Source organism: Peribacillus sp. NPDC056705 (assembly GCF_043656335.1).
The window spans coordinates 141,557-155,860 of sequence record NZ_JBHTYI010000005.1 but is presented as its reverse complement, the minus strand read 5'-3'; the positions used below and the strand labels follow the sequence as shown (position 1 = coordinate 155,860).

12 protein-coding genes are annotated in these 14,304 nt (G+C 40.2%); 11 read left to right on the top strand and 1 reads right to left on the bottom strand.

The genetic code is table 11. From position 1 onward, the window contains the following. Positions 1-208: 208 nt before the first annotated feature. From ACFRAK_RS09205 to ACFRAK_RS09165, 9 genes are all read left to right on the top strand, one after another. Complete coding sequence (locus ACFRAK_RS09205) at positions 209-2,143, top strand: sigma 54-interacting transcriptional regulator (RefSeq protein ID WP_394571651.1); 1,935 nt, start codon at positions 209-211, stop codon at positions 2,141-2,143. 200 nt (positions 2,144-2,343) lie between these two features. After that, positions 2,344-3,306, top strand: a complete 963-nt coding sequence (locus ACFRAK_RS09200) for a hydroxyacid dehydrogenase (protein ID WP_387597450.1) — start codon at positions 2,344-2,346, stop codon at positions 3,304-3,306. Positions 3,307-3,398: 92 nt separating this feature from the next. After that, a complete protein-coding gene (locus ACFRAK_RS09195) occupies positions 3,399-3,581 on the top strand; it encodes a DUF3311 domain-containing protein (RefSeq protein WP_370662591.1) in 183 nt (60 codons plus the stop codon). Next, positions 3,581-5,074 carry a sodium:solute symporter family protein gene (locus tag ACFRAK_RS09190; protein ID WP_387706914.1) on the top strand — a complete coding sequence of 498 codons (1,494 nt, stop codon included), beginning with the start codon at positions 3,581-3,583 and terminating at the stop codon, positions 5,072-5,074. The genes ACFRAK_RS09195 and ACFRAK_RS09190 overlap by 1 nt, the downstream gene beginning before the upstream one ends. An 84-nt stretch (positions 5,075-5,158) precedes the next feature. Further along, on the top strand, positions 5,159-6,823 hold the full coding sequence (locus tag ACFRAK_RS09185) for a thiamine pyrophosphate-dependent enzyme (protein ID WP_394571650.1): 1,665 nt from the start codon (positions 5,159-5,161) through the stop codon (positions 6,821-6,823). An 80-nt stretch (positions 6,824-6,903) separates the two neighbouring features. Then, a complete protein-coding gene (locus ACFRAK_RS09180) occupies positions 6,904-8,079 on the top strand; it encodes a Glu/Leu/Phe/Val family dehydrogenase (RefSeq protein WP_387597441.1) in 1,176 nt (391 codons plus the stop codon). Positions 8,080-8,178: 99 nt separating this feature from the next. Further along, positions 8,179-9,612, top strand: coding sequence for an amino acid permease (locus ACFRAK_RS09175; protein ID WP_394571649.1), 1,434 nt, complete (start codon positions 8,179-8,181; stop codon positions 9,610-9,612). 99 nt (positions 9,613-9,711) lie between these two features. After that, the gene (locus tag ACFRAK_RS09170; RefSeq protein WP_394571648.1) at positions 9,712-11,154 is read left to right on the top strand and encodes an aldehyde dehydrogenase family protein; all 1,443 of its coding nucleotides are present in this window, start codon (positions 9,712-9,714) and stop codon (positions 11,152-11,154) included. 66 nt (positions 11,155-11,220) lie between these two features. Continuing rightward, a complete protein-coding gene (locus ACFRAK_RS09165) occupies positions 11,221-12,252 on the top strand; it encodes an aromatic ring-hydroxylating oxygenase subunit alpha (protein WP_387597432.1) in 1,032 nt (343 codons plus the stop codon). Between the two features lie 180 nt (positions 12,253-12,432). On the opposite strand, the gene ACFRAK_RS09160 is transcribed toward ACFRAK_RS09165, so the two are convergent. Next, the gene (locus tag ACFRAK_RS09160) at positions 12,433-12,879 is read right to left on the bottom strand and encodes a DUF5392 family protein (protein ID WP_387597429.1); all 447 of its coding nucleotides are present in this window, start codon (positions 12,877-12,879) and stop codon (positions 12,433-12,435) included. A 508-nt stretch (positions 12,880-13,387) separates the two neighbouring features. On the opposite strand from ACFRAK_RS09160, the gene ACFRAK_RS09155 reads away from it, so the two are divergent. Both ACFRAK_RS09155 and ACFRAK_RS09150 read left to right on the top strand, forming a co-directional pair. Further along, positions 13,388-13,768: a hypothetical protein gene (locus ACFRAK_RS09155; protein WP_228467446.1), complete on the top strand. Its 381-nt coding sequence runs from the start codon at positions 13,388-13,390 to the stop codon at positions 13,766-13,768. Beyond that, positions 13,758-14,228 (top strand): hypothetical protein, encoded by a 471-nt coding sequence (locus ACFRAK_RS09150; RefSeq protein ID WP_394571647.1) that lies wholly within the window; start codon positions 13,758-13,760, stop codon positions 14,226-14,228. Before ACFRAK_RS09155 ends, ACFRAK_RS09150 begins: the two co-directional genes overlap by 11 nt. Positions 14,229-14,304: the final 76 nt, after the last annotated feature.

Genomic DNA, 14,304 nt, shown 5'->3' with positions numbered 1-14,304 from the left:
AATATCTAATATCTAAATATAATGCAGAAATACTATTTTAGAAGTTTCACATGGCTTTTCTTATTGTGGCTTTGAATGAAAAACTTTGCGGCATTCTTAGCTTGCCAGGTTATATCCAGTCCTTGTATAACAAGGTCTGGAATAAATTACAGGTTACTTTTAGCTTTTATCCAATAAACCAAAATGATTTACGTTGGAGGTGGGTGTTTTGATAAAAATAAAACTCGTTGTTCCTCGAAAAGGGTATATTACGGATGCTTTTGAAAGGTTTGAGGAATTCAACAAGTTGGAAGAATCGGACAACAATGATAACGGTTCAGTGAAGTTTGTTTTAGAGGAGGTGGTTGAGGATGCCGATAAGATTGGGAAGTTGAAGTTGGATGCTGATGTGATCATTTCAAGGGGTTTGATCACGAAACTATTAAAAGAAAGCAATGAATTCATTCCAATCGTCGATATACCTGTCCAAGGGATTGACCTCATTCGTTCACTATATGATTGCAAGGCACGTTTTGGCAGTAAAAAAGTGGCCGTTATAGGAGCGTTAAACATGATTTATGGGGTGGAAAACCTTTCGGATATTGTTGATTTGCCAATTCAGTCCTATATATTAAATGATATCGAGTCCTCAGTCAGTTTAGTGGATTTGGCAGCCAGAGAAGGTTGTGAGGTGGTGTTAAGTGGTTTAAGTACCTGTAAATATGCTGAAGAGATAGGGTTGGGAGCCATTCTGGTTGACACGGGAAAGGAATCATTTCGGCAGGCGTTGATTGAGGCGAAAAGAGTAGCTCTTGTCAGCAGAAGGGAACAGGAGAAGACCAAGCGTTACCAAACGATTCTTAATTATGCCTATGAAGGGGTTATTGCTATAGATTTAAAAGGGCAAATATCTGTATTCAATACGGCGGCTCAGGAGATATTATCGATTTCCAAGGGGAGCTTAATTGGAAATTCTATATACGATATAATAAAGCCCGGGAGATTTCGAAATATGCTTTTAAGCGACGGTGAATACGAAAAAGATACCGTTGCTTACCAAACGATTCAATTATCGGTAAAAAAAGTTGCGATATTTTTAAAGGGTAAAAAAGTGGGGGATATGGTAGCCTTTCAAGATGTTACCCGCATTCAAGAGATGGAAGGGAAGTTCGTTAGAAAACTTCATTCACGCGGACATGTGGCCAAGTACACATTTGATGATATATTGTATCGAAGTCCCGAAATTAAGAGGACGATTGAAACAGCCCAACGTTATAGTGAAGTAGATTCAAATATTCTTATAATTGGAGAAACTGGAACGGGCAAGGAAATATTCGCCCAAAGCATACATAATCATAGCAACCGGAAAAATAACCCGTTTGTAGCCATTAATTGCGCGGCGCTTCCCGAAAATCTATTGGAAAGTGAGCTTTTCGGATATGCAGAAGGAGCTTTCACGGGAGCTATGAAAGGCGGAAAGCTAGGATTTTTTGAACTGGCTCATAGAGGTACGATTTTTTTAGATGAAATAGGGGAAATCTCCCCAAAAATGCAAAGCCGGCTGCTACGTGTCCTCCAAGAGCGGGAAATCATGCGTATCGGTGATGATAAAGTAATTCCCGTTGATGTGAGAATTGTGTCTGCAACGAACAAAGACCTCATGCAAATGGTGAAAAGTAATGACTTTCGGGAGGATCTGTATTATCGCTTGAGTGTACTGGACCTTGTATTGCCTCCACTTCGGGAACGCAGAGAAGATATTCCGGTATTGGTGAATGCTTTTATTCAGAAAGGTCATTCGGATCAAAAACAAATTAAGATTACGGAAAATGCCATGAAAAAGCTGAGCGAAGAGAATTGGGAAGGGAATATTCGCCAATTGCAAAATTTTTGTGAGCGATTATGCGCTCTTTATAAAGACAAGTTAATTGATGTGTACGATATTGAAATATATTTTCCCAATAGAAGTAAAAAGAAAATACAGCTATCGAAACAAGACGAAGAGATGGATATGTCCCCTGGGATGCATTTATCCGAACGTGAAAGAATTGTTCAAATGTTAATTAAGGTTAATTTTAATAAAGGAAAAGCTGCCTTTGAGTTAGGGATGAGTCGCACGACTTTATGGAGAAAGATGAAAAATTTGAATATTGAAACAGATTGAAACGTAATGAAACTAAATAATTCATTTTGAAACAATTTGTTACATTTATTTATGTCTTGATATAAGGGCTAATTGGCTTCTTTCTTGAATAAACTGATGTTTTTTATGTTGGCACAATAATTGTATATATAACCATGCAGTAGGAAAGATATTTCCTTCAAGGTTAACATGAAAGGGTTGGTGTGAAGGTGAGTCATGTAGTGTATATTCCTCAAGATATTGAGAAAGAGGGGAAAAGTTATTTAGTGGAAAAAGGCTATAAGATTAAAGTAGGGTCTGATTTGTCGCAAGAAATTCTTATGGAAGAAATCAAGGGTTGTGATGCAGTACTAACGAGATCAACGGCTGTAATAAATAAAGAAGTCATTCAAGCAGCTGAAAACCTCAAAGTGATTGCCAAGTATGGTGTGGGCTTGGACAATATTGATATCGAAGCTGCTACAGAGCGAGGCATTTATGTAACGAATACACCAGAGGCAAATGCGAATTCTGTAGCTGAACATGTAATGGCATTAATTTTATCATTGTCCAAAAACTTAAGCTTGGCTGATAAAGAACTGCGCAGCGGGAATTTTGCTATTCGTAATCAACTTTTTGGCATGGACTTGGAAGGCAAGACTTTGGGGATTATCGGACTGGGGAGAATCGGCAGAATACTGGCAAAAAAGGCTTACCAAGGCTTTGATATGAAAGTGATTGGCTACGACCCCTATGTTACAGCCAAAACGAATTCGGAGTTGGAGATAGTAGCAGATTTAGAATGGGTATTCAGAAACTCTGATGTTATTAGCCTGCATCTGCCATTAACGAAAACAACAAAAGGGATAATAGGTAGCCGTGAGTTTTCCTGGATGAAACCTTCTTCCTATTTTGTAAACGCTTCCAGAGGCGGTGTGGTGAGGGAAAGTGATTTAGTAAATGCTTTGCAAGCGGGCCAGATTGCCGGCGCTGGAATAGACGTATTTGAAGTTGAACCTCCTGATAAATGGAACCCCCTTTTTAAATTGGATAATGTGATTGTCAGTCCTCATAATGCGGCATTGACGAAGGAAGGCTCGATACGCATGGCTGTACATGCAGCAATGCAAGTGGAACAAGTTCTAACAGGCCTGAAACCGAATTGGGCTGTAAATGAGCCCTTAACTAAAAGGCTATCAATGTAATAATACAGAAAAAAATATCTGTTTTTTCAGAAAACAGGTGATTGGGTGGTTCAATGGCATTTGTTGATAAGGATGGTGAACAAATGAAGAAAATGATCTATGTGATAAGTGCAATACCGGCACTTGGCTCGCTTGTGGTTATCAATCGGATTGAACCTTATGTTTTAGGGATGCCATTTGTTCTTTTTTGGGCCATTTTATGGGTTTGTCTTACATCAGTGTTTTTAATAATTGCTAATAAACTTGATCCTGCAACCGAGGAGGAAGAAGACTGATGAATGAAGCCCTGCTTGTTATCCTTTTCTTTTTGGTTCTGTGTATTTGGTTAGGGCTTCAAGCTCGAAAAGGTAAGAATATGAGTTTGGAACAATGGGCTATAGGCGGAAGGGGTTTCGGCAGCTTTTTGCTCTTCTTCTTGATAGCAGGTGAAATGTTTACGACATATACGTTTTTGGGGGCAAGCGGCGGTGCATATAGATCTGGTATGCCTCCTGCCTTATACGCTTTCAATTGCTTCTATTTTGTAATCGCCTATTGGCTTTTGCCGCCTATTTGGAGATATGCCAAAAAAAATAATGTCATATCTCAATCTGATTTTTATGATAAAAAGTACAATAGTCCGGCTTTAGGAGTTCTTGTGGCGGTAATTAGCGTCATTTCAATTATTCCATATCTGATCATGCAGTTGAAAGGGTTAGGAATTATCGTATCGGAAGCCTCCTATGGGTCCATTTCGCCAAATGTGGCCATAGTTGTAAGTGTCATTGCGATCACAATTTATGTAACTGCTTCAGGGATGCATGGGGTGGCGTGGACCGCGGTCATTAAAGATATCATGATTCTGACTGTAGTCGTCATCATGGGGATTTATTTTCCTCTTCATTATTACGGTGGTTTACAGCCCATGTTTGAAGCAATCGATACAGCAAAACAAGGTTTGTTGATTTTCCCGGAACAAGGTTTGAGTATCTCTTGGTTTATTTCAGCTACGATCATGACAGCACTGGCATTTTATATGTTTCCTCATATGTTGGCGGGAGTATTCTCTGCAAAAAGTCCAAAATCACTTCGTTGGAATGCTGGGGTTATGCCAATTTATCAAGTAATCATCATTTTTTCGTTATTTATTGGTTTTTCTGCGATTCTCCAAGTTCCGAATCTACAGGGGGCAGAAGCAGACTTAGCTTTATTTAAAATGGCGAAAATGTCATTTGATCCCTGGTTTGTTGGGGTTATTGGTGCATCAGGGGCGATGGCCGCCCTTATACCTAGTTCACTCGTGTTGACGGCAACTGCCACGATACTTTCCAAAAATGTATATAAGGTGTGGAAGCCGAATACATCGGATGAACAGCTTCAAAGACTGAGCAGGATGTTAGTACCTGCCATTTCCATAGTGACTCTATATTTTACGTTTAATGGCGGGGAGTCGATTTTTACGTTGTATCTAATGGCATATAGCTTCATGGCACAGTTATTTCCCGCATTATTTTTTAGCTTGTGGAAAAAGAATCCTGTTACCGTTCAAGGAGCTTTTGCCGGAATGATAGCTGGAATTCTAATTGTAATATACTCGACTACTTCAGGTACGACACTTGCTACTTTATTTCCATCCCTGCCGCAAGTCATACAAGATCTTGATGTAGGGTTAGCCGTATTACTCATCAACATTGCAGTAACTTTGGGAGTGAGTGCCGTTACAAGAAAAACATCAATTGGAATGGAAGAAGATAATAAACAAGCTTTAGGAATGGACAAAACTAGTTAAATGATGGTGGGAATGAGTCCAATTTTTAATATAATCATAAATTACTAGAACAAAAACACGTACTTGAAAGCGGGAGGCTTGATTATGAAAGTAAGTGGAGGAAGAGCAATCGTAGAAGTAATGGCTAAAGAAGGGGTAAAAAAAGCTTTTTGTGTACCAGGTGAAAGTTATCTAAGTGTAATGGATGCACTATATCAACATCCTGAAATAGAACTTATTTCTGCAAGGCATGAAGGGGGTGCCTCTTTTATGGCGGAAGGGTATGCCAAGGCTTCGGGAGAGGTAGGTGTTTGTATGGCAACGCGTGGAGTGGGGGCTACAAACTTAGCTATCGGCATTCATACTGCTGCCCAAGACTCGACCCCTTTGGTTGCGCTGATTGGCCAAGTCGAACGCCCTTTTAAAGAAAAGGAAGCATTCCAGGAAGTGAATTTGACGGGTTTTTTCAGTCATTTATGTAAATGGACGGTAGAAATCGATCGTGTGGAAAGGATCCCGGAATTATTGCAACGGGCGTTCCATATTGCGCGATCGGGGCGTCCGGGCCCTGTATTGGTGGCTTTGCCGCATGACATGTTAGAAGATGAGGCAGAGTTGAACATAAATCCAACTTATCGCTCGCTTCCTCCTCAACCACATATGGAAGTTGTGAAGCAGGCGATGGATATGATACGAAACGCGGAGCGTCCCGTATTGATTGCTGGCGGGGGTGTAATTCATGCTAAGGCCAACAGGTTGCTTGTACAGTTTGTGGAGGCAATGAAACTTCCTGTCATTACAGCTTTCCGGCGATTTGACGCGTTTCCGAACTCACATCCTTGCTATGCTGGATGGCTTGGGTTTGGGACACCACAATATTTACTTGATGCAATCCGCGATGCAGATGTAGTTTTGGCATTAGGGACACGATTCTCTCAAGTAGGAACACAAGACTACACGTTGATTTCTGAAAATTCAAAACTGATCCATGTGGATATTTGTCCCGATATTTTTGGTAAAGTGTATCCACCTTCACTTGCCATTGAAGCAGATGCCAAGAGCTTCTTGGAACAAGCACTGCAAGCGCCAGAACCAGGATCTATTATTTCAAGCGAAGACCATTTGAAAGAATTGCATGATAAATATATGGAATTTTCTGAACCGAAGGCCGATTACACAGAAGAATTTGTGGATATGGACGGATTGATGCATGATCTTGCCGTCTGTCTGCCGAAAGATACCATCATTACAAATGATGCCGGCAACTTTTTCGGGTGGCTATCCAGATATTACCGTTTCGAGCAAGAAAACACATACGTAGGGCCAACGTCGGGTGCGATGGGATATGGACTGCCTGCTGCTATTGGGGCAAAGCTGGCGCAGCCTCACAAACATGTTGTATCCATTTCAGGAGATGGAGGCTTTATGATGACTCTCCAAGAGATTGAAACCGCTGTACGGTATAAAATTCCGACCATATCAATTGTTGTCAACAACAATATTTACGGAACAATTCGAGTACATCAAGAAAGGCATTTTCCAAATCGGGTCGTTGGAACTGACTTGTCCAATCCTGATTTTGCCGAATTGGCCCGCTTATTTGGAGCGCATGGTGAAAAGGTTGAAAAAAATAGTGATTTTGCGCCAGCCTTGCAAAGGGCGATTGCTTCAGGGCTGCCGGCTGTAATTGAAGTTGCAGTCAATCCAAAGATTCTATCTGTAGGCCAAGATAAGAAGGAAGTACACCAAAGTCTATTGTCCAACAAATAGTTGTGGGGCATATAACTTTGACATTGTTTTTGCATTAGAAGTTAGTAGGAATAATAAAAGATTCTGGGGAGGTTTCACAGATGTTAAAACCATATTTAGTTGTGGAATGGAATGATACGGAAACAGATGCTCAAGGTTGGCTGGTCGTGCATAACTTTGTTAAAGGCTACGCAGGCGGCGGTACAAGAATGCATCCAACTGTCACAAAAGAAGAGGTCGAAAGGTTAGCTGAGGCGATGGCTTATAAGTATGTAGCCGGTGAATCTGAGACGACTGGCGCATGTAAAGCGGGTATTGCCTATGACTATAAAGCGCCAGACGCATATGCGGTGTTAAGAAGATTCCTGATTGCGATGATGCCTTATATAGACATCGGGGTATCTTTAGGCAGTGATTTAGGTACCAAATATGAAGATGTGCTCAAAATATTTAATGAATTTGGTATTGATATCCCTCTTACGAAATCAATGAAGCAGAATCCGAATGTACTACAAGGGATAAAGGACTTTGATGCACTGTTGAAAACAAAAATTGACGGGTTGTTTTTAAACGATGTCGTAACAGGCTATGGTGTAGCATTTTCGGCAGATGAGGCCTGGAAATTTAAAACCGGAAAAGATGGAGCGAGAGTTGTCATTCAAGGATTCGGCTGTGTAGGAGCAAGCTGTGCATTGAAAATGTCCCAGTTAGGTTATAAAGTTGTTGGAATTTCTGATGCAACCCTTTTGGTAACGTGTGAAGAAGGATTAGATGTCCAAAAGCTCATTGATCATAAGAATGTGTACGGAGAAATGGATAAAGACTTTTTTGAACCGCATTATAATGTAAGGTCAAACACGGAATGGCTCGATATAGATTGCGACATTTTAATTCCGTGCGCACTAGAGGATGTCATCCACATATCCAATGCAAAAAGCGTAAAAGCAAGCTTAATTGTGGAAGCGGCAAACATTCCCATTTCTTCTGAGGGAGACGAAATCATAAAACAAAGAGGAATTGATGTTGTTAATGATTTCGTTGCCAACCTGGGGGCGGTAAGGTTTTATGATGTGATTATTTTCGGACTAGTTAAACCAGATCCGCAAGCTGTAGTTGATGATATCGAAAAACTCTGCAGGAAAAATACGTTTCAGTTGTTTACAGAAGCAAAAAACCAAAATAAATATCAAAGAGAAGTAGCTTATGAAATATTTAAACCGACAATCAGTGACTTGCTAGAGTATGCTGAGCCTTCCGAAGCGTTATCTGCACAATAATAATGTGGTTTAATTTCAGAATAATGGGAACTCTCGTTATCTTGTGTTAATCATAAAAATGTATAGAGCAGTTTATCGATTAGAAACGGGGGGGAATTCATGCAAACAGTACATGAAAATCAGCCAAAAGAATTACAGCGTTCGATGAAGAGCAGACATTTATTTATGCTCTCCTTAGGTGGGATTATTGGAACAGGTCTCTTCCTGGGATCAGGTTATGCGATTGGTGAAGCCGGACCCGCAGGAGCGATTGTTGCCTATTTGTTCGGTGGTTTATTAATGTACTTGGCGATGATTTGTCTCGGTGAATTATCGGTAGTGATGCCGGTGTCTGGTTCCTTTCAGGTCCATGCAACGAAATTTATTGGTCCCGCCACTGGATTTGTCATTGGATGGATTTACTGGCTGAGTTGGGCTCTTTACGTAGGCTTAGAATTTGTAGCGGCTGGTTTGCTTATGGCTAGATGGTTTCCAAATATACCAGTATGGGTATGGTGTATGATATTTACCGTACTTTTGTTCACAATAAATGCCTTAACAACGAGAAGTTTCGCTGAGACTGAGTACTGGTTCGCAGGGATTAAAGTACTTACTGTTATTCTGTTCATCATTATCGGTGCGGCAGCGATGTTTGGATTGATTCATATGGATGCACAACCTGCTCCGTTTTTATCTAATTTTATGGGTGATGGACTATTTCCTACAGGATTCACGGGTGTGTTTATATCGATGATGACGGTCGTATATGCATTTCAGGGATCAGAAATCATGGGGGTTGCAGCAGGCGAGACGGAAAACCCGCAACAAAGTATTCCGAGAGCGATTCGAAGCATCGTAATACGTGTTCTGCTTTTCTATGTACTGGCAATCTTTGTTCTATCGGCAATCGTTCCGTGGCAAGAAGCTGGGGTGCTGGAAAGCCCATTTGTTACCGTGTTTGAAATGGTAGGTATTCCTTATGCAGCTGACATTATGAATTTCGTAATTTTGACGGCGGTCCTCTCTGTAGGGAACACGGGTCTGTTTGCTTGTACCAGGATCCTTTTCTCCCTTTCTCAAAACGGAATGGCGCCCCCTTTATTTGGAAAGCTAAACCGGCGCGGTGTACCTATTAATGCCTTACTCATCACCTTGCTCTTTGCCTTACTGTCTTTACTTACAAGTGTAGTAGCAGAAGAAACGCTATTTGTTGTGTTACTTTCTATAAGCGGGGTTGGAGGGGTACTTACTTGGATGGCGATTGCGTTCGCACAGTACAGATTCCGTAAGCAGTATATCAGAGAAGGAGGAAAGGTTGAAAATCTGAAGTTTAGAGTACCTTTCTTCCCGTTTGTCCCGATTCTCTGCATCCTTATGTGTCTAGGTATTTTCGTGTTCACCGCTTATGATTCGACACAGCGCAATTCGTTGTATTGGGGATTAGGTTTTGTCGCTGCTTGCTATATATTTTACTATTTTAGATATGCGAGAAGAAAAGTAAAAGTGGAGGTGCCAGCCTTAACAAATGATCAGCCTAATGATTTTGTTCAATAGAGGTTCTAGTAGGAAGCGTTGAAGGATCCATTTAGAAGTTCCCAGTTATAAGCAAAACTATAATTTAGAAGTAGAAAAATAGAATACGGGGGAAATATTATGCGTTACTTAAATTATATTAACGGAAAATGGCAAACACCAACTACAGGGGAGTATAAGGAAAACCTGAGTCCCCATAATGGAGAAAATTTAGGGGGATTTCCATCCAGTGCGGCCGCAGATTTGCATGATGCAGTGGCTGCCGCAAAAAATTCATTTCCTGCTTGGAAAAAACTATCGTTTCAGCAAAGGGCTTCATACTTACAGAAAGCAGCTGATATTTTGAAAAAGAATATGCAGGAAGTGGGGCGGGATTTGATAAAGGAAGAAGGAAAAACATTTCTGGAAGGGATGGGGGAAGCCAATCGAGCTGCCAGCATTCTTGAATATTATGCTGCTGAAGCCCGGCAGCCACTTGGAGAAGTGATTCCTTCAGCGAATGCCAATACATTTTTGTACACAACCCGTACTCCGCTCGGTCCGGTGGGGTTGATTACACCATGGAACTTTCCAATAGCTATCCCTGTGTGGAAACTGGCGCCTGCCCTGATTTACGGGAATACAGTCGTGATTAAACCGGCTGATCTTACACCTAAGTCGGTCTATCATGTGATAAAGGCATTTGATGAAGCTGGTCTTCCGGCTGGAGTCATTAATTGTGTATTCGGAAGGGGTTCGGTCATTGGTTCTGCATTAGTGGAACATCCAGATGTGAAGGCTATATCTTTTACCGGTTCGAATCAAGTAGGTCAGCAAATTCAAAAACAAGCGATTGAACATGGGAAGAAAGTGCAAACAGAAATGGGAGGGAAAAACCCGCTCGTCGTACTAGCTGATGCTGATCTAGAAAAAGCAGTGGAAATTGCTGTAGGCGGAGCCTTTAAGTCCACAGGGCAAAAATGCACAGCCACTAGCAGGGTGATTGTCGAAGAAGGAATATATGAAGCATTCCGTGACCGTCTTGTCGCCCGGACGAAAGAATTAAAAGTGGGAGACCCGCTCAACGAAGAAACATATATTGGTCCCGCTGTATCTAAATCACAACGCGATGGCGTGCTTGAAATGATTGATACTGGGAAATCAGAAGCAACGCTATTGTGTGGAGGAGAGATTCCGACTGAAGAGGAATTGGCGAACGGATATTATGTCCGACCGGCTATCTTTGAAAATGTTGCTCAGGATGCCCGCATAGCACGTGAAGAAATCTTTGGACCAGTCATTGCACTTTTCAAGGCAGGAAATTATGAGGAAGCAGTTAAGATGGCAAATGATACAGAGTATGGATTGAGCGCAGCGATTTGTACCAATAATTTAACGGCGGCTCAAAGGTTTATTGAAGATGTCGAAGTGGGTCTTGTCCATGTCAATTCGGAAACAGCAGGAACCGAACCGCAAATGCCATTTGGCGGATGTAAAAAATCAAGTGCAGGCAGCCGTGAACAAGGGAAGAGTGCCGTTGAATTCTATACTGAAGTTAAGACAGTCTATATGGATCGAATATAACAACATATTAAACCGTTCGTTTTTCAAACTTTTAAATTAGAACATAATTCAGGAGGGATTTTCAATATGTCCACTAAAGAAAATGTACAATTCAGCCCTACACTCCCTTATTCACGGTATGTCGATCCAGAGGTATTCAATGAAGAACGGAAAAAAATTTTTAGAAGGAGCTGGATATTAGCAGGACATGCAAGCCAAGTTGAAAAAGTGGGCGATTTCATGACATTGGATATCGCCGGGGAGCCTATTATCGTTTCTCACGGTACCGATGGTGAACTGCGTGCTTTCTATAATATTTGCCCTCATCGCGGAATGAAAGTAGAAAACTCCGATAAAGGAAATAAAAAAGTTTTACAATGCGGATATCATGGATGGACGTTCAAATTAGATGGAAGTGTATATAGAGCTCCTAATTTTAAAACGAATGAATTGGGCATACACAGCTGTATGAAATCCATACGCTTAGAAGTTCAGAATGCTATGATTTTTGTCAATCTAGACAAAAATGCACCTTCCATGGCAGAAGCATATCAGGAATTTTTAGAGGAAATGAAAGAGTATCCCTTCTTTGATTCACTGAATCTAGTTAGGGAAACTCGCCGTGTAGTTAAAGCTAATTGGAAAGCTGTTGTTGACAATTACCTTGAATGTGATCATTGTTCCATTGCCCATCCTGGCTTTGCGAAATCTTTTGATTTATCAAACTTTTGCACAACGACACACGACAAATTCACCTATCAATATATGACGGTAAGCAAGAATGGTGAGGGTGACCAAGCACGTTTTTATTGGGTTTGGCCAAATATGATGATTAACGTTTATCCAGGAGATGGGAATGTGAATACCATTCAAGTAATTCCTGTTGATTCTGAGACGTCGTTAGGTATTTATCGTGATTATGCCCTCGATGAAAAAACAACAATAGAAAAAGAAGAATATTTTAAATTTGTTGATCAAGTACGGCAGGAAGATTTTGAACTGGTGGAAAAATTGCAAAAAGGATTAAGTTCCGAGGCATTTACAAATGGTATCTTTTCTCCAACTGAACATGCTGCAGTTTATTTTCATGAACTTATTGATAAGAACCTCCAGAATTAACTACTGAGCTGGAAATTGGAATCCACTTAAAGAAGAATCATTCATAGTGAAGTTAAATGTATTAGCTCTTAAGCAACCAACCAGTGTGATTCGGTAATCTACCGGAGCATACTGGTTGGTTGTTTTATTTGTGATGACTTTTTTTGCTTATTTGCACAACCGATAAAGTTAGCCTTTTATTTATTCCGGGTGTGAGGATTTGTTCTTCCAATGTTGTTCTTCAGCAAGAAACTCAAAAAAAACATTCATGGCAGTAAGCGGATGCTCATTTATTCTCTTAAAGTAGTTACTTTTTCTGGCATCTGATAAATAGCCGCTTTTTTTGATTCTTTCCAACATATATTTTTGACTCATTTTCACTATTTCCCTTTGGTTGTGTTTGTTTTCTTTTAATAAAGCAAATCCTACAGCTCCCACCAATGCATAGATTCCAAGTGCGATTTTCGAGATGGGTAAAGATTCGTTCTTAAATAAAAGAAAAAAAAGATTAATGATGGAAAAGCCTATCATCACCGTCGAAAAAAAACCGTATTTCATATTTTTCTTCAACAATGGGGACAATGTTGATTGAAGTTGTTCGAGTTCGGCTTGCATGAAGCCCGGTATATTATTTATTTTGATATTCATTGTTTCCTCCTTATTATCTTGGATGAATCCAATAAGTATATGGCACTAAAAAAAATGTACCTATTTAATGAAACAGGAAAAGGAACCTGATAATATATATCTTATCGTTTGGAAACCTGTTTGTCATTTAATATACCCCATGAACTTTTTTAGGGAAAGTAAACGAAATTGATGTATGTGGGTGATGAATGAAATGCCTAATTATATGTGTTGAACTAACTCAGATAGACAGCGTTCTTGCAGTATGAGGATGCCAAATAAAGATCATTTGCCTTAATATATTAGTAATGGTATAAATGATGAATGGATTATGGTAAAATGGTCCTCAAATGGAAGTCATTTTTTCTTTTTTTCATCATTAATCGTTATGGATGGCCACCCTGCGCCTTTTTTTGTCATAAATACGTGACTATTGTGGTATTTTGTTCTTTTAAATCGAGTTTTGGAACGAATCAATATATAATTAGAAAGCGAGATATTAGATTCAAAGATTAAGGAGGGACATAGAATGATGGAATGGGCTCTGATCATTTTGTTTGCTGCAGCAGTATTACTGTTCATTTTATCGTTTATTAAAAAGGATTCTGTAAAAGTGGACAGTCAATTGGAACAGGTTGCTATCACTTTTGGAGATGAAATGAATGTATTACAGGAAAAAATCAGGAACATCGAGATAGATGCTGAAATTACGGTGCAAGAGGCAGGCGTTCTAGCAATGTCTTCCGAAACGCGGATCTTGTTGCGTGAAGTGCTCGACCTACATAAGCGAGGCTATTCATTTGAAAGCATCGCACTGAAGACAAAACAGCCGGAAGATGAAATAGAACGCATGCTTACTCCTTACATAAAAACGAAGAATGAAAGGAGAACTGTGGCCAATGACATCTAAATCAATGCGCAGCTTTGCCGGAGGCATTGTTGTTGCGGCAGGATTGTGCGGTGCAGTGTACTTCTTTGGTCCAAGTGAAGCGACCGGCACATCGGAGAAACTATCAGAAGATGAGATGAAAGAATCTCTGGTTTCTGAAGGGTATGTCATACATTCAGAAAAAGAATGGGAAGATCAGATTGCTGAAGCAAAGTCGATTAAAGATAAAGTGGAAGCTGAAAAAGAAAATGTAAAAGAACCAACAGAGAAAGTCATATACCGTACAGTTCTGAGGGTGTCTAAAGGCTCGACAAGCATCGATGTTGGTAAAACCCTTCAAAAAGCAAAAGTCATTAAGAATGCCAATGATTTTTCTAACGAGGTTGAAAAGAAAGGCAAGGCCAACGGATTACGACCTGGAACGTATGTGGTAGATAGTGCGATGACGACGGAGAAAATAATTTCCATCATATTTAAATGAACATAGAAACGACCATCGATAAGATGGTCGTTTTTGTTTGTCTACAAAAGGGTGTCAGGAATGGTTGCATCCCGAA